Source organism: Pseudomonas sp. T8 (genome assembly GCF_024610635.1).
GTDB lineage: Bacteria > Pseudomonadota > Gammaproteobacteria > Pseudomonadales > Pseudomonadaceae > Aquipseudomonas > Aquipseudomonas chlororaphis_I.
Genome location: NZ_CP102374.1, coordinates 6465754 through 6481615, shown reverse-complemented (window position 1 = coordinate 6481615; position 15862 = coordinate 6465754). Strand labels below are relative to the sequence as shown.

The window sequence follows — 15862 nt, the reverse complement described above, 5'->3', positions numbered from 1 at the left end:
CATTACGACATCCTGTCGCTGCATCCTTGCACATGGTCGGTCATCCATGACCCTGAGCGCGTCCTGCGCTGCAGTTGGTGAATGAAGATTAAGCCTGTCGCCCAATCGGCAACAGGCGAAATAGCAGCCAGGGCATGTAAGCCTTTCGCCATAAAACCACTGACCAAAACCCCTAGGCCGCGCCTTCCAGGGCCTGGATGGCCAACTCCGCCACCTGCAGTTCGTGTTCCATGCTGGTTATGTCGCCGTCCTCCAGGAACCACGCGGCGGACAGCCCGGTATAGGCCAGCACCCATTGCAGCAGGCGCTTGCGCTCCAGCCCCGCGGCCTGGGCGATGACCTCGACCTGGCGGGTGAAGCGCTGCGGATCGCCGCTGGTCGGCAGGTCCGGGTTGCAGATCAGGTTGGCGAAATCGAAACCGCGCTCGCCCATGACCCGCTTGGGATCGATCACCAGCCAGCCGCGCGCCTCGAAATCCAGCACGTTGTCGTGATGGATATCGCCGTGCAGCACCACCTGTTCCCGAGGGGATGCCAGCAACTCGTCGGCCGTGGCCAGGCAGCGCAGGAACATCCCGCCCTCGCGCCGGGCGGCCAGGCGCAGGGCCTTGAACCACTCCGGCAGGGTCAACAGCGGCGGCAAGGGTGTCGAGCGTGGCGCATGCAGACGTGCCAGGCTGGCGCAGACGATCCGGCTGACCTCGTCGTCTTCGCCGGCCAGGGCCATCTGCATCAGCGAGCGCCGGCCCATGGCCCGCTCCATCAACAAGGCATCGCCGTGGTGCGCGTAGACCCGGGCGGCGCCCTCCCCGGCCCACCAGGCCATCAGCCGGTTGCCGTATTTTTCCTCGTCGTCGAGGGCGATCTTCAGCATCGCCGGCGCGTCGTCCAGGCGCACCGGCAACAGGTGGCTGCCAGGGGTGACGATGGGCGCGCCATCGACCTGCAGGTTCCAGCGTTTCAGGTAAAACTCGAACATCCGTGATGATTTCCGTTATGACTCGACAAAGGCCTGCAATTGACCCAGGGCCTGATCCCACTGCTGGCTGATCACCTCCAGCGAGCGCCGGGCTTCGGCCAGCCGGCCCGGCTCGAACGCCCACAGGCGCTCGCGCCCCAGCTTGGCGTCGCGCACCAGCCCGGCCTGCGCCAGCACCTGCAGGTGCTTGGTCACCGCCTGGCGGCTGATGTCGGTGCCGAGGGTCAGTTGGGTGATCGACAGGGCGCCGCCACCACACAGGATGGTGACGAGCCGCAAGCGGGTCTCGTCACCCAGTGCCGCGAAGATCATGGCCGAGCCGTCCAGGGATGCCGCCACCGGCAACAGGGATGGGGAAGAAGTATCAGGGGCCAAGGTAGGTCTCGATATTGTTCATCTGCTCGTCCCAGCCACGGCTGTTCATGCGAAACGCCTTGAGCCGCCGTTCGGGTGGAATGCCGTCGAACCCCGACTCGACCACCCGCAGCAAGGTGCCGCCGTCCAGGTCTTCGAGTTCGAATTGCACCAGGGTGCTGGGCTCGACGGAATAGTCGACTCCAGGCTCCACCGCGTAAGGGTGCCAGCTGAAGGCGAACAGGTGTTCGGGCTCCAGCCGCTCCACCAGCACATCCCAGACCAGGTGTTCATACCCGGGGTAGGTAATCTGCCCCCGGGTGCGTTGCCCGACGACAAAACGCTGGCCCGCGAGCGCCACGCCAAACCAGCTGCCGAACGCCTCGGCATCGGCCAGCGCGGCCCAGACACGGGAACGGGTTGCCTTGAGCAGGATCTTTCTTTCGATGCGATCTGATGAGTTCATGGGTCACCTCCAGTGATGAAACCCTAGACGCTCTCGCGAAAAATGCAACCTTATAGTTGCGTATTTTTTCCGCCCGGCCAAGCACGGATTGAAATCCCTAGCCCTGCCGCCGAAAAACAGGGCTAAGCTCGCCACTCGCCAATGGCTGCCTCGCCGCTGCCCAACGCGGTAGTGAGCGCAGCGGACAACAGAAATGGAATGCCTCCGATGACCCAGACATCCCCCGCAATCACCCTGGAAAAACTGCGCCGGGCGATCAGGCTGATCGACGAGCCGCTGATCGAACTGACGCCTCAGTCGCTGACCTACCTGCGCTCCTACCCTGCCCTGCTGGCCGCCTCCAGGACCCTGGCCAGCACCCACGACAGTGGCGACCTGCTGTTGCAGTTATCGGCGATGTGCTACGGCTGGATGCCCAGGGTGGCCCGGGTGAATGCCAGACATGTCGATAAAGCCTCGGCCGCCCTCGCCTGCGCACTGGAGTCAGACGTCCTGATCGACACGGCGCAGATGCAGGATCTGGCCAACAGCCTGCACTCGGTAGTGGGCACCTCCAAGCTCCTGCACTTTCTGCGCCCGCAGCTCTACCCGATCTGGGATTCGAAGGTCGCGCGAGTCTGGGCAACGAGCGATGCCACTACCAACATGAGCCGCGTCGAAAACTACCGTTCCTACATTAAGGACATCAGGACCCTGATCGCGTCTCCCGGTTTCGCCGCGTTTCATGACGACTTCAACCAGGCGTACAGCAGACGCCTCGACAGGCTGAAGATCGCGCCCTATAGCCTGTCACCGGTCCGCGCGGTCGAGGCCGCGGCCTTCGAGCTGTCCGGCGGCGATTATGACGACGATTGACCGGCGGCCCTTGCCGCGCGACGCCAACATCGGGCGATGCCCCTTGTCGGTGTGTCCCCCTTCACTGTGAGAATCCCCATGAACCCACGCATTTTCCTGGCCCTGGCGCCGCTGCTGCTCACCCCGCTGGCACAGGCCGCCGACTGTGCCAACGCCACCACCCAGGCCGCCATGAACCAGTGCGCCGCCGAGCAGCACAAGGCCGCGGACAAGGAACTGAACACGCTCTACCAGCGCATCACCCAGCGCCTGAAGGACAACCCGGACGGCAAGAAGCTGCTGGTCAGCGCCCAGCGCGCCTGGGTGGCTTTTCGGGATGCGGAATGCGGGTTCGCCGCCTCCGGGGTCGCCGGTGGCAGCGTCTATCCGTTGATCTACAGCAACTGCACCACCGACCTGACCAAGGCCCGGGTCGAGGCGTTCAAGACCTACCTCAAGTGCCAGGAAGGCGACCTGAGCTGCCCGGTGCCGGGCAATTGAATCGGCGGCGATCTTGAGATTTTTCGCGAGCAAGCTTCGCTCCTACAAGGGACCGCATGCATTTGGAGTGCGGTGTCGGGAGATGACACATTCCCCTGTAGGAGCAAGCTTGCTCGCGATAGCGGTAGCAACGCCTAGCGCACAAACACCTGGGCCGTGGTGATCGCCATGTCCCCGCCCGGCAGCTTGATGCTGCCGATCTGCTTGAGGCTGTCGGCATCGAAGATCGCCACGTCGTTGAAGGTCCCGGCCAGGTAGATCTTGCTGCCTGCCTTGTTGAAGGAAATGCAGTAGTAGGAATGCTCCAGGGTGGCGGCCTGGAGCAGTTTTTTCTGCTTGATGTCGTACTTGGCCAGGCGGTTGAGCACACCGAACATCAGGTTCGGGTCCTTCGGCGAACGCATGCCGCTGAAGTAGATTTCCGTCAGCGGACCGAAGTCGGTGGTTTCGCTCTTGCCGGTCTTCAAGTCGATGCTGAACAGACCGTACAGGTACTCGGCGCTGGCCGGGTCCTGTTTCTTGTCCTTGAACTTGGCGGCGGTGTAGAGCAGCGAGAAGTCATGGCGCCAGGTCTGCTGGTTCCACACGTAGAGCACGTCCGGCGCGCTGTAGTTCGGGCGTTTCCAGTGGCGGCTGGGGATCAGCACGTCGAACTTGCCGGTCTTGACGTCGACCTTGTACACATCCGCCCCGGCCACATACAGCGAGCCGTCGTCGCCGCTCTGCATGATGGTCAGTTGCCGTGGCGCCGGGAAGCTGCGCACCGGCTTGGCCTTGAGCCCGGCGTCGGTGGCGTAGACGTCCAGCCGCGGCTGCTTGACCTCGTAGCGGTCGTTGAGCATCTGGGTCGGGTTGGCCACGGTGTACAACTCCTTGCCGTCATGGCTGACGGTGAAGGCAAACATCGAGCGGGCCTTTTCCCCCGGCTGCTGGGTGATGCTGGCGTGGAACACCTGCTTGCAGCTGTCCAGCTCGACCCCGTAGACATCGGCGTAGTGGTTGTTCAGCACGTAGGCGACCTTACGGTCCGGCGCCAGCTGCACGGTGCCGGGGCCGAAGGCGTCGGGCATCTTGCAGGTCTTGTACAGCGTGTCGCTGGCCAGGTCGATCACGTGCAGGTTGTTCGGGTAGTTGGTGGTGACCATGTATTCATGGCCGGCGTTGAGGGCCTTGTTGTCAGTGTTGTCGTCGGCCAGGACGCCGAGGGAACAGGCGCCCAGGATCACGGAAGCGGCCAGGCCGCAGGCATTTTTGCGAAGCATGCTGGAATCCTTCTACTGACCGATTACTTGTCTTTGGGGAACACGGTGCCGAGATTGCGCCAGTTCTCGTTGGAGGCCTGGGCGTCCTTGTTCCAGTCGGGGTAGGTGCTCATCATGTCCGGCACCTGGGCCGGCCACCAGCACGGGTCGGAGCAACCGTAGAGGTCGGCCTCCATCGGCTGGCACAAGGACGACACGCCACCGAAGGCATCGATTTCCCAGCCCGGGTCGGTGGTCGAGGCACAACCGGCCACCGAACTCATGGCAACCACCTCTTCGATACGGTTCTCGTCGGCGGCCTGTTCCAGTTTCTGGGCTTTGTTATTGATCGGCTTGAGATGTTTCATGTCAGTGAGCCTTGCGCGGAGTGATGTAGCTGCTGATGAACGCAGGGTTGTGGGCCATGATCCGGCTGTAGACCTCGATGCCGAAGTCCACCCAGTCACGCATCAGTTCGCAATAGTGATAGGTCGGGTGCGCCGGGTCGCCGTAGCGGGCGTAGCTCTCGTGGTAGCAGCCGCCGGAACACAGGTTGCGGATGCGGCAGCTGTCGCAGCCGGTGTTGCTGCGGTCCAGGCGCTGGGACAGGAAGTCGTTGAGCTCCATCTGCTTCACCCCGCCGTCGCGCACATTGCCGAAGGTCGGCAGCGATGAGCCGGTAAAGCGGTGGCACAGGTTCAGCTCGCCCTTGTGGTCCACCGCCAGCATCTTCAGCCCGGCGCCACAGGGCAGCGCCTTCTTGTGGCCTTCGTGGATATCGGTGATCAGCTGGTGCAGGTTGGAAAAACCGATATTGCGATGCTCCAGGGCCGCCTCCAGGTAACGCCGGCCCAGGCGCTTCATGCTGGCGAAGACTTCGATCAGTTCTTCGCCGGTGAGGTTGAAGCTGCTGATATCGCCCGAGGTCACCGGGGCAAACCCGACCTCGGCGAAACCCAGTTCGTTGAACAGGTGGTCCCAGATGGTTTCCACATCGGTGACGCCAGTGGTCAAGGTCACCCGCGCACCGACCGGGCGGCTGTCGTAGCGCGCCAGCAGCATCTTCGCCTTGCGCCGCACCACGTCATAGGTGCCCTGCCCGCCCACGGTGATGCGGTTGCGGTCGTGCACGGTCTTCGGCCCGTCGATGCTCACCGACAAGCCAAAGCGGTGGGCATTCAGGTAGTCCACCGTCTCTTCGGTGAGCAAGGTGGCGTTGGTGGTCATGACGAACTCGACGAACTTGCCCGCCTCGCGAAAACGCTTCTCGCAGTAGTCGACCATGTATTCGATCAGCTTGCGGTTGCTCAGCGGCTCGCCACCAAAGAACACCACGGTGAAACGCTGTTCATCGGGGGATTCCCTGAGCAGCATTTCCACCGAGGCGATGGCCGTCTCGACGTCCATCTTCTTGCCCGCCGAGGGCTTGTCCAGGTCCTCCTTGTAGCAGTAGGTGCAACTCAGGTTGCAGCCGGTGTTGACGTTGAGCACCACGGTGTTGATCGCCGTGCGCTCGACCCGTTTGACGGCGATCTCCGGGGTCAGCGGCGAGCCGTCGCTGACCAGTTCCAGGGCGATCAGCTCGCGCAGGGTTTCGTTGATTTCCTCGCCGTTGAACCGTGCGCCGAGGCGCTGGACCAGGTCCTCCGGGGTGCAGCCGGGGCCGCGCAAGGTGTCGATGATGGTGCCGGTCAACTCATCGCTGGCGAACAGCGAACTGCTGGGGATATGGAACAGCATGCGGTCGGCATCGACCTGCACTTCGTGCAGGTTGCGTTCGACCAGATTCAAGATAGCGCCCATTGCAAACCTCCTGTGCCGGCCCCCTTTCGCGGGGGCCTGCGGTCATTCCGAAAGGGTGTCTCAAGTCACGGACCGCGCCTCAAGGGATGGGTGGATTGTTCCAGCGTTGCACGGTGACGATCAGGTGGCCTGCGCCGGTCAGGGATTTCCCTGCGTCGTCGACGGCGGCGATCACCTTGAGGTTGCCGGCGTTGTTGGTGGACATCTTGCGCTGCGGATTGGGCCCGGCATCGCCTGGAATGAACACGCCGCTGTCGGCCTGCATCTGGCCTGCGAACTTGACGTCCTCGTCTTCCTTGGCGCGCTCGTCGAAGGCTTCGACCTTCCACTGCGCCGGGAACACGCCGATGCGGTACGGCTTGCCATCGGCGCCCTTGCCCCAGGCTTCGGCATCGAAGCGGCCCTGGACCTTGGGCGTCGAGCCACCGCCCTCGCCGATACGCGCCACCGAGAACTCAGGCACGACTTTGACTTCGGCGATCGTGCTGTAGACCGACAGCGTCGGGCCTTTCAGCGTGCCGACGGTGACGTTGCGCAGGCCCGGCTGGGCATCGGCAGCCGCCTTGAGTTTGAGCCTGATCCGCTGCGGGCTCTGCTCGATGACTTCGAGCACTTCCACGCCCTTGCCAAAACTCGGCTTGCCGGTGAGGCCACTGCCGATCAGGGTGACTTCGGTTTCACCGCCAGCCTTCAGGTAACCCGGTTGCACCGCCAGCAAACGACTGCTGCCCTGCTTGGCGGCGACGAAGTCCAGGCCGCGTTCGTCGTGCTCGGCCTCGAACATCCGGCCCTGCAATTCATTGCCTTTGGCAGCGAACACCTGGCGCATGCTCACGCCGTCGATGCTGACATTGCCGCGCCATTCGTAGCCGCTGTAGAGGATCGCGCTGCCCTCGCCGTTGAACGGACTGCCGTCGGCGTACTGGCCCTTGACGCTGACCTTGAAGGTGTCATTGCCATCGGCGCTGACGCTCATCACCCCGGCCAGTTCGCCCTTGCCCGGCAGATGGCCGCTGAAGCTCCAGTCGCCTGCCAGGGTCTCGGCCTTGGGTGCGCTGCCCAGCCATTTTGTCCAGGCCGGGTTGTCCAGCGGATACCGCTTGGCCAGCAGCGGCACCATCTCCTTGCGCGCCAGGTCGAACCAGTCGCGATCGCGGGACAGCGCCTGGTACTCCAGGGACGGCCATTGCCCGAGGTGGAAGTTCACCAGGCGTTCCCACTCCTGGGCCGGACGCCGTTGCAGGGCGACCCGCGCACCGGAGTGGCAGCGGCCGCACATCTGGCTGGTCTGCTCGTCGAACTTCTCCACTGTGTTCAGGCGCCGCTCCAGGGCGTAACGCACGCCGTCGGTTTCGCTCGGCGCCAGGCCCTGGGTGTCGGCCAGGTATTTGACCAGGGTGCGGCGGTCGTCGTCGCTGATCTGCAGGCCATGCATGATCTGCATGCGGGCGATGCTCATCAGCCAGCCTTCCGGGGTCTTGCGCTGGTGGCTGATGCGGCTCAGGCCGCCCCCCGTTTCCGGGGTATGGCAGCCCTGGCAGGTCTCCTTGAGGATGGCCTGTGCATCGCGCGCCGCGAGGCTGGGAGGGGAATGCAAGGCGGCGCAGACTGCCAGCGCCAGCAGGCCGCTGGACATGCCTGCTCGGAGTGTTCTCTTGATCAAGGTCGGACCTCCACGGAGCTTTTTATTAGGAGCTTTATTATTGTTGTGCGTCGTTTTTATGGTTTCGGCCATGCCCGTCGCGCCGGGCATGGAGGCAAGAGAAACGGTTGAGGTGAGCAATACACGGAGCGTGCCAGCTTACAAATAATGTGTTTTATCAAAGGCTTGCTGGAGTTCCAGGACGCACCTCCCAGGCAATCGCCGGCCGGCCGCGTTTAATTTCGCGACAACTGTTCCACTCTGAGACGAGACCCGCCTGTGCCTGCAAGAGCAGAGGGATCTTGAGAGCTAAGCATAGGAAGGGAGAGGTCGCTGGCAGCGGAGCTGCATTCTGAATCTCCCCCGAGAAATGGCTGTGGCACCCTCCTCGGCAGCTGCTACGATGCCTGGCTTAACCGCTTCAGCCCCCGGCCCTGACAGGAATCGCGCCATGCTCAATGCCCTGCTTTTCGATCTCGACGGCACCCTGACCGACACCGACCAATTGCACCTGCTGGCGTTACAGCAGTTGTTGCTGGAGGAAGATGGCCGGGTGTTCACCCATCAAGAGTTCGAGGCCCATGTCAGTGGCCAGGCCAACGCCAATATGTGCCGCTACCTGTTCCCGCAGCGCTCGGTGGCCGAGCACGAGGCCTTTGCCGACCGCAAGGAGGCGCGCTTTCGCCAGTTGTCGCCGCAGCTGACGCCGATGCCGGGCCTGTTGCGCCTGCTGGATTTCGCCCGGGAACGCGGCATCGGCATGTGCGTGGTGACCAATGCGCCACGGGCCAACGCCGAGCACATGCTGGCCGTGCTGGGGCTGGGCGATCGCTTCGACACCGTGCTGGTGGCCGAGGAGCTGCCGCGGGCCAAGCCCGACCCGCTGCCCTACCTCACCGGCCTGGAGTGCCTGGGTGCCAGCGCCGAGGCCGGGATTGCCTTCGAGGACTCGATCCCCGGCCTGACCGCCGCGGTCGGGGCCGGGATCTTCACCGTCGGCCTGGCCACCAGCCAGAGCCCCGAGGCCCTGCTGGCCGCCGGTGCGCATCTGGTGGTCGAGGACTTCAACGACCCGCAATTGTGGGCGGTGATCGAGCGGATGCTCGGCTCGCGCTGAGACGGCGCCCAACGGTCTGATGGGAAAACTCAGAAATAACCCAAGGCTTTTTCAGTTGTGTCTGATGGTCCGACGTGCATTGGCTCTTGAAGATAGCGCCCCGCACGCCTGTCGTATCAAGGACCTTCATGAACGCCCTCACCTCCCTCACCCTGCTGGCCCTGCTTGGCCTTGCAGCCAGCACGGGCCACGCCCAGGAAGACCCCGAACCGGCCCCGCCGGAAGCCACCAGCAGTTGCCTGACCCGCGGCGAGGCCATCAAGAGCAGCCTGGAAAAACTCCTGCCCGACCCCGCGTACCGCCAACTGGCCGGCCTGCAACGGGCGCTGGATCCCCTCAGCCGCTATTGCGACGGCCTGCACTTCGAGCACAACCCGCCCCTGCGCCAGGCCGAGTACCAGGTGATATTGCGCCAGATGGAACTCGACGCCGCGCAGCGTTATGGCGACCCGAGCATCATCGACAAGCGCAAGGCGCGGCTCACCCACGCCCTGCAAGTCCTGCAATACGCCCTCGGCGCCCACGACAGCTGAAGCGGGCTTCCTGCCCGTTGCGCTTCGTCAGCGGCTCGCTCCGGCGAGCCCGGGCTGCTTTGGCGCCAGATTTTTCCCAACGGATTCAACGACCTGCAAAACCCGCTCGGGAGTATTCAGAATTCCTCGCAGATGGGAATGCAACTAATTGTTATGCAAGGAATTTTCTAAAATTTCTCTAAGATTGTTCTGAATTGTGCCGATGGATTTTGTAGGACAAAAGGAGCAATCTGGAAATGAGAAACAATCAGCCCGTTACACAACGCGAAGTGGCTCTGGGGTCGAACCAGAAACTCATCTCCACCACCGATGCCCATGGCGTCATCAGCTACTGCAACGATGCCTTCGTGGACATCAGCGGTTTCGACCGCGATGACCTGATCGGCGCTCCACAAAACATCGTCCGTCACCCCGATGTCCCCCCCGCGGTTTTTGCCCATATGTGGGCAGCGCTGAAACAGGGCCAGCCGTGGATGGGCATCGTCAAGAACCGCTCGAAGAACGGCGACCATTACTGGGTCAACGCCTACGTCACGCCAATTTTCGAGGGCAGCCGGATCGTCGGCTACGAGTCGGTCCGGGTCAAACCCAGCGCCGAACAGATCCGTCGCGCGCAAGACCTCTACCAGCGCCTCAACCGCCAGCAGCCGGCCATCCCCCGCCGACATCGCTGGCAACCGGCCCTGCTCGGCTGGGCGCCCTTCCTGGCCACGGGCCTGGCCGGTGGCCTGAGCGGCCTCTGGCTGGCGCCGCCTTTGGCGCTGGCGGTGGCCGCCGGGGTCTCCGTGCCCCTGGCGCTGCTGGCGATGCAGCGCCAGAACCATGCCGCCCGGCGCCTGCTACAACTGGCCGACTCGTCCACCTGCGACCCGTTGATCGCGCAGATGTACAGCGACGCCCACGGCCCCCAGGCGTGCCTGGAAACCGCCTTCGTCAGTCAGGACGCGCGGCTGAAAACCTGCCTCACCCGCCTGCAGGACAGCGCCGAGCAGCTCAATGCCCTGGCCAGCCGCTCTGACACCCTGGCCAGCGACAGCTCCCGCGGCCTGGACCGCCAGCGACTGGAAACCGAGCAGGTGTCCGCCGCCGTCAACCAGATGGCCGCCACCACCCAGGAAGTGGCCAGCCATGTGCAGCGCACCGCCGACGCCACCCAGGCCGCCAACCAGTTGACCGGGCGTGGGCGCGAAGTGGCCCGCGATACCCGCGAAGCCATCGAACGCCTGTCGCAGGTGGTCGGCGAGACCGGGCAGAACGTCGCGCAACTGGCCAGGGACAGCGACGAGATCGGCACCGTGGTCGATGTGATCAAGGGCATCGCCGACCAGACCAACCTGCTGGCACTCAACGCCGCCATCGAAGCGGCCCGCGCCGGTGACATGGGCCGCGGTTTCGCCGTGGTGGCCGACGAGGTGCGCCAGCTGGCCCAGCGCACCGCGCAATCGACCCAGCAGATCCATGAGCTGATCACCCAGTTGCAGAACTCTTCGCAAAACGCCGTGCAGAGCATGGAAAGCGGCCAGCGCCAGGCCGAGGAAGGCGTGGCCCGGGTGCTGGAGGCCGACCAGGCGCTGCTGGGCATCAGCGAGGCAGTGGCCAACATCACCGACATGACCACCCAGATCGCCGCCGCCACCGAGGAGCAGAGCGCCGTCGCCGAGGAAATCAGCCGCAATATCAGCACCATTGCGCAACTGGCCGACCAGACCTCGGAACAGGCCCATCACTCGGCCGAACTGAGCAAGGAACTGACCCAGACCGCCACCACCCAGTACTCGCTGGTGGAGCGTTTCAACCGCTAGGTCAGCGGCGCTTGTGCCGATCTATCGCGAGCAAGCTCGCTCCTACGGAGAATGCGCAACCCCTGTAGGAGCGAGCTTGCTCGCGATGACGGATGGAGGAACAACGCAACAGCCTGGGCCTTCGCCGGCCGGACAAGCGAGACTGCGACTGAGGGCGTTATTGCTCCTCGACCTTCTGCTCCTTGCAGTCCTTGAGCAGCTGCTGTTCCTTGGCGGTGTGGTCGGCTTCCAGGAAGCTCAACAGGCCGCTGTCGCCCTTGGTGTGCCAGCGGTAGCTGTTCTGCTCGTCGTCGGCGACATACAGCGCGCCGGAGCCTGAGCGGGCGATATGCATCGGGATCAGCTGGCCCTTGTAATACAGGGTGGCGAACGAGGCGCCGTTATCGATGTTCAGGTACGCCGCCTGCACCTCTACCCCACCCTCGCAGCGGTAGCTGGCCAGGCTGCTCTGGTACGCCGGCAGTTCCGGCTCGGCCGGGGTCGTCGCGGCCTGGGCAAAGAATGGAGCCAGCAACACGGCGGTTCCCAGGATCGTTGAAATCTTCACTGCACATCTCCTTGTTCAATGCTCCTTTTATAACGAGCCCCTTTACGACGAATTCGCGGCGGGTAAGTTCAGGCCGGACTTGTCTCAAGGCATTCGCAAATTGCGACAGCTTGTATCCGGCGCTCTCTCGCCACCGTTAATAAACCCCATTCAAATCATCGAGTTAAGCGCCAGTGAAAACTGGCACAGGGGTTGCGAAAGCCCTCGCCTCACGCATAACAAGAGGTTCTGTCATGGCTATTGCAACCCTGCTCCCCGCCACCACCGCGTTTATCCAGCGCGCCCCGCGCATGCTGATCGGCGCCGAATGGGTCGAGGCCGCCGACGGCCAGACCATGCCCCTGCGCAACCCGGCCACCGGCGAACAATTGTGCGTGGTGCCGCGGGCCACGGTGGACGATGTCGACCGCGCGGTGCTGGCTGCGCGCCAGGCCTTCGACGATTCGCCCTGGAGCCGCACCCGCCCGCGGGAACGGCAGAACCTGCTGTGGAAACTCGCCGACCTGATGCAGCGCGACGCCGAGCTGCTGGCGCAACTGGAATGCCTGAACAACGGCAAGAGCGCCGCGGTGGCCCAGGTCATGGACGTGCAACTGGCCATCGACTTCCTGCGCTACATGGCCGGCTGGGCGACCAAGATCGAAGGCAGCAGCGTCGAGGTCTCAGTGCCGTTGATGCCCGACCAGCAGTTCCACAGTTTCATCCGCCGCGAGGCGGTGGGCGTGGTCGGCGCCATCGTCGCCTGGAACTTCCCGCTGCTGCTGGCCTGCTGGAAGCTCGGCCCGGCCCTGGCCACCGGCTGCACGGTGGTGCTCAAGCCGGCCGACGAAACCCCGCTGACCGCGCTGAAACTCGCCGAGCTGGTGCAGGAAGCCGGCTACCCCGACGGCGTGTTCAACGTGGTCACCGGCACCGGCATCACCGCAGGCGCCGCCCTGACCCATAACCCACGGGTGGACAAGCTGACCTTCACCGGCTCCACCGCGGTGGGCAAGGAAATCGGCAAGATCGCCATGGACTCCATGACCCGGGTCACCCTGGAACTGGGCGGCAAGTCGCCGACCATCGTCATGGCCGACGCCGACCTGGGCAGCGCCGCGGCCGGCGCCGCCAGCGCGATCTTCTTCAACCAAGGCCAGGTCTGCTGCGCCGGCTCCCGGCTGTATGTGCAGCGCAAGCACTTCGACAAGGTGGTGGCCGATATCGCTGGCATCGCCAATGCCATGAAGCTCGGCAGCGGCCTGGACGCCAGCGTCGACATGGGCCCGCTGATCTCCGCCCGGCAGCAGGAACGGGTCTGGCGCTACATCGAAATGGGCCGGGAAAGCGGCGCCACCATCGCCTGTGGCGGCGAGCAGTTCGGCCCCGGTTATTTCGTCAAGCCGACGGTGATCGTTGACGTCGACCAGCAGCATTCGCTGGTGCAGGAAGAGATCTTCGGCCCGGTGCTGGTGGCGATTCCTTTCGACGACGAAGCCGATGCCCTGCGCATGGCCAACGACAGCCCCTACGGCCTGGGCGCGAGCATCTGGTCCAACGACCTGGCGGCGGTGCACCGGATGATCCCGCGGATCAAGTCCGGCTCGGTCTGGGTCAACTGCCACAGCGCCCTCGACCCGGCGCTGCCGTTCGGTGGCTACAAGATGTCCGGCGTGGGCCGGGAAATGGGTTACGCGGCGATCGAGCATTACACCGAGCTGAAATCGGTGTTGATCAAGCTCTGACCCGCGCTAGCCCTAGCGCCTCGCACTCACGCAAGCGCTCCTCAACGGCGGCGCCGGGGTCTGCCCGGCGCCTCCCGACGACTGGTCCAGGGTCGCCGACCCGCTGCCCGGTCCGCGCCCCGAACGGCTGCTACGCTCAGCCCGAGCCGGCTCGATAGCTGCCCTGCGAACCTGGCTCACCCCCTTCAACGCACACCTCATCACCACCGAAAACCCGAGGAAAGCATCATGGGATCAAATGGAAATGATCACGACTGGGTCCAATGCGGATGCCACAACCCCATCTGGAACGCTCTGAAAGACACACTCGACCCGGCCAGCCATAGCGCCAACCAACCACAGGACGCCAATGAACTGGCCAAGGAGCCGGCCGGCGAGTCCATCATCTTTACCAACGGCACCATCTACCCCTTGCGCGACGGCAACATGGACGAACGGGTCGAGGCCCTGGGCATCCACGCCGGCGACGTGGTCGCCTCCGGCACCCTGGCCGCCGTCGAAGCCCGCATGAACGCCCTGGGCATCACCTACAAGAAGCAGTCCCTGAACGGCAAGACCCTGTTGCCCGGTCTGATCGAACCCCACGCCCATATCGTGCAGAGCTGCGCCACGGAAGGCTGGCTGAACCTGGGGGCCATCGATAGCGACAACCCGGATGAGCACAAGAACCAGCGGCTACGGCCCACCTATGACTGGAACTGGTTGAAAAGCACCATCCAGGCCAACCTGCCCAAGGACAACTCGACCTGGATCCTCGGCCATCAGGTCGATCCGGCGCTGATGCCGTTCCAGGTCGTCCCCCACGGCCTGAACAGACTCATCACCTTTCACTGTGGCTCCGGCGACGACATCGGCAACCTGGACACCATCGACAAGCAGCACCCGATGCTGCTGATCAGCGCGTCCATGCACACCGCCTACCTGAACACCGCGGCGAGCGACGCGGTGTTCAAGAAGACCGGTGTAAGGGCCGACAACGGAGTCCTGCAGGAAGCCGAGGTGCTGGCCGCCATCAAGAGCATTCCCCTCCGGCAGCAGCTGGAAATACTGAATATCTTCAAACACCTCGAGGACTACTTCGACAAGGCTTCGCGCCGCGGCATCACCCTGCTCTACGACGCGATGATGGACTCCCAGTCGAAGCTGGTACTGGGCGCCTACTTCCTGACCCGCCCCCGCAAGCTGCGGATCGGCTACGCCGCCGCCTGCGATGGCACGCCCGAGGCCATCGGCAAGCTGCCGCGCTACCAGCCGGTCAGCCGGGAACAGGCCAAGCGCTTCTATCAGGCCTCGGTCAAGCTGGTGTCGGACGGTTCCAACCAGGGGCTGACGGGCTACCAGGCCACGCGCTACTGCTGCGAGGCGACGCGGCCGGTGGGCAATTTCAATTTCTGCGATCAGGACCACACCCCGGTCACCACACCCGATACCTACAAGACCGTGGTGCGCAATGCCGTCGAAACCGGCTGGCCGCTGATGATCCACGCCAACGGCGACCGGGCCATCGACTTCACCCTGCAAGCCTATGAGGCGGCCTTGCAGGGCGGCAGCGCCCTGGAAAAACGCCACCGCATCGAGCACTGCTCGCTGCTGACCGCGGACACCCTGCAGGCCATGCAGCGCCTGGGCCTGTCGCCGAGCTTCCTGATCGGTCATGTCGGCTACTGGGGTTACGCCTTCAAACAGGCGATCTTCGAAGGCAAGGCCGAACAGATGCTCGACCTGTGCCAGTCGGCCCTGGACCACAACCTGAAAGTGACCCTGCACAGCGACTGCTCGGTAACGCCGCTGGGGCCGCTGCGTTCCATGGAACAGGCGGTGACCCGCAAGATGGAAGGCATTCGCGATGCCCAGGGGCGGTTCGTCCATGACCCAAGGCTGCAACCGATCCTCAATGAAGCCGAGTGCCTGACGCGCAAGCAGGCCCTGAAAGCCATCACCTATGACGCGGCCTGGCAGTGCCACGCCGAGGGTTGGACCGGGTCGTTGCAGGACGGCCATTTCGCGGACCTGGTGATTCTCGAGCAAGACCCGCTCGACGAAAAAGTGCCGGCCACCCACATCAGGGACATCAAGGTCTGCGAAACCTGGAAAGGCGGCCACCGGGTGTATGTCAATCCCGATAGCTGATCGTTAGCCATGGCAAGCCGGGGGTCTGTCCGGACCCCGGCTTGTTAGCGCTTCGTCAGGAACGACGGGGCTCAGATGGCCGCTGCGCGGATCGCGAGCAAGCTCGCTCCTACAAGGGCGTCTCATCTTCTGTAGGAGCGAGCTTGCTCGCGATCATTCGTCCAGGCATCACACATCTGCTGATCGATC

General features: G+C 64.0%; 15 protein-coding genes. 7 read left to right on the top strand and 8 right to left on the bottom strand.

The annotated features are described in order from the left end of the window. Positions 1-172: 172 nt before the first annotated feature. The 3 genes from NRG23_RS29585 to NRG23_RS29575 are packed head-to-tail and all read right to left on the bottom strand — an operon-like array spanning position 173 to position 1799. The gene (locus NRG23_RS29585; protein WP_009050011.1) at positions 173-979 is read right to left on the bottom strand and encodes an aminoglycoside phosphotransferase family protein; all 807 of its coding nucleotides are present in this window, start codon (positions 977-979) and stop codon (positions 173-175) included. 15 nt (positions 980-994) lie between these two features. Continuing rightward, positions 995-1354, bottom strand: a complete 360-nt coding sequence (locus tag NRG23_RS29580; RefSeq protein ID WP_257373139.1) for a helix-turn-helix transcriptional regulator — start codon at positions 1352-1354, stop codon at positions 995-997. Beyond that, on the bottom strand, positions 1344-1799 hold the full coding sequence (locus NRG23_RS29575) for an SRPBCC family protein (protein WP_009050013.1): 456 nt from the start codon (positions 1797-1799) through the stop codon (positions 1344-1346). Before NRG23_RS29575 ends, NRG23_RS29580 begins: the two co-directional genes overlap by 11 nt. 207 nt (positions 1800-2006) lie before the next feature. Between NRG23_RS29575 and NRG23_RS29570 the strand changes: the two genes are divergently transcribed. After that, entirely contained in the window at positions 2007-2654 is a 648-nt protein-coding gene (locus tag NRG23_RS29570; RefSeq protein ID WP_257373138.1) for a hypothetical protein, read from the top strand. A gap of 78 nt (positions 2655-2732) precedes the next feature. Further along, positions 2733-3134 (top strand): lysozyme inhibitor LprI family protein, encoded by a 402-nt coding sequence (locus tag NRG23_RS29565; protein WP_009050015.1) that lies wholly within the window; start codon positions 2733-2735, stop codon positions 3132-3134. A 134-nt stretch (positions 3135-3268) separates the two neighbouring features. On the opposite strand, the gene peaD is transcribed toward NRG23_RS29565, so the two are convergent. From peaD to peaA, 4 genes are all read right to left on the bottom strand, one after another. Then, positions 3269-4396 (bottom strand): quinohemoprotein amine dehydrogenase subunit beta, encoded by a 1128-nt coding sequence (gene peaD, locus NRG23_RS29560; RefSeq protein WP_016702416.1) that lies wholly within the window; start codon positions 4394-4396, stop codon positions 3269-3271. 23 nt (positions 4397-4419) lie between these two features. After that, positions 4420-4743, bottom strand: a complete 324-nt coding sequence (qhpC, locus tag NRG23_RS29555) for a quinohemoprotein amine dehydrogenase subunit gamma (protein ID WP_007921889.1) — start codon at positions 4741-4743, stop codon at positions 4420-4422. A 1-nt stretch (position 4744) separates the two neighbouring features. Next, positions 4745-6178, bottom strand: coding sequence for a quinohemoprotein amine dehydrogenase maturation protein (gene peaB / locus NRG23_RS29550; protein WP_124315334.1), 1434 nt, complete (start codon positions 6176-6178; stop codon positions 4745-4747). Positions 6179-6257: 79 nt separating this feature from the next. After that, entirely contained in the window at positions 6258-7838 is a 1581-nt protein-coding gene (gene peaA / locus NRG23_RS29545) for a quinohemoprotein amine dehydrogenase subunit alpha (protein WP_257375101.1), read from the bottom strand. Positions 7839-8271: 433 nt separating this feature from the next. Between peaA and NRG23_RS29540 the strand changes: the two genes are divergently transcribed. The 3 genes from NRG23_RS29540 to NRG23_RS29530 all read left to right on the top strand — a co-directional run bounded on the left by NRG23_RS29540 (position 8272) and on the right by NRG23_RS29530 (position 11272). Continuing rightward, positions 8272-8937 (top strand): HAD family phosphatase, encoded by a 666-nt coding sequence (locus NRG23_RS29540; protein WP_023970460.1) that lies wholly within the window; start codon positions 8272-8274, stop codon positions 8935-8937. A 128-nt stretch (positions 8938-9065) separates the two neighbouring features. Continuing rightward, the gene (locus tag NRG23_RS29535; protein WP_009050020.1) at positions 9066-9470 is read left to right on the top strand and encodes a DUF1090 family protein; all 405 of its coding nucleotides are present in this window, start codon (positions 9066-9068) and stop codon (positions 9468-9470) included. Between the two features lie 236 nt (positions 9471-9706). Continuing rightward, complete coding sequence (locus tag NRG23_RS29530) at positions 9707-11272, top strand: PAS domain-containing methyl-accepting chemotaxis protein (RefSeq protein WP_009050021.1); 1566 nt, start codon at positions 9707-9709, stop codon at positions 11270-11272. Between the two features lie 157 nt (positions 11273-11429). On the opposite strand, the gene NRG23_RS29525 is transcribed toward NRG23_RS29530, so the two are convergent. Beyond that, positions 11430-11819 (bottom strand): MliC family protein, encoded by a 390-nt coding sequence (locus NRG23_RS29525; protein ID WP_041989642.1) that lies wholly within the window; start codon positions 11817-11819, stop codon positions 11430-11432. A 233-nt stretch (positions 11820-12052) separates the two neighbouring features. Between NRG23_RS29525 and NRG23_RS29520 the strand changes: the two genes are divergently transcribed. Together NRG23_RS29520 and NRG23_RS29515 are read left to right on the top strand one after the other, a co-directional pair. Then, the gene (locus tag NRG23_RS29520; protein WP_009050023.1) at positions 12053-13543 is read left to right on the top strand and encodes an aldehyde dehydrogenase; all 1491 of its coding nucleotides are present in this window, start codon (positions 12053-12055) and stop codon (positions 13541-13543) included. Positions 13544-13771: 228 nt separating this feature from the next. Continuing rightward, the gene (locus tag NRG23_RS29515; RefSeq protein WP_257373137.1) at positions 13772-15673 is read left to right on the top strand and encodes an amidohydrolase; all 1902 of its coding nucleotides are present in this window, start codon (positions 13772-13774) and stop codon (positions 15671-15673) included. Positions 15674-15862 lie beyond the last annotated feature (189 nt).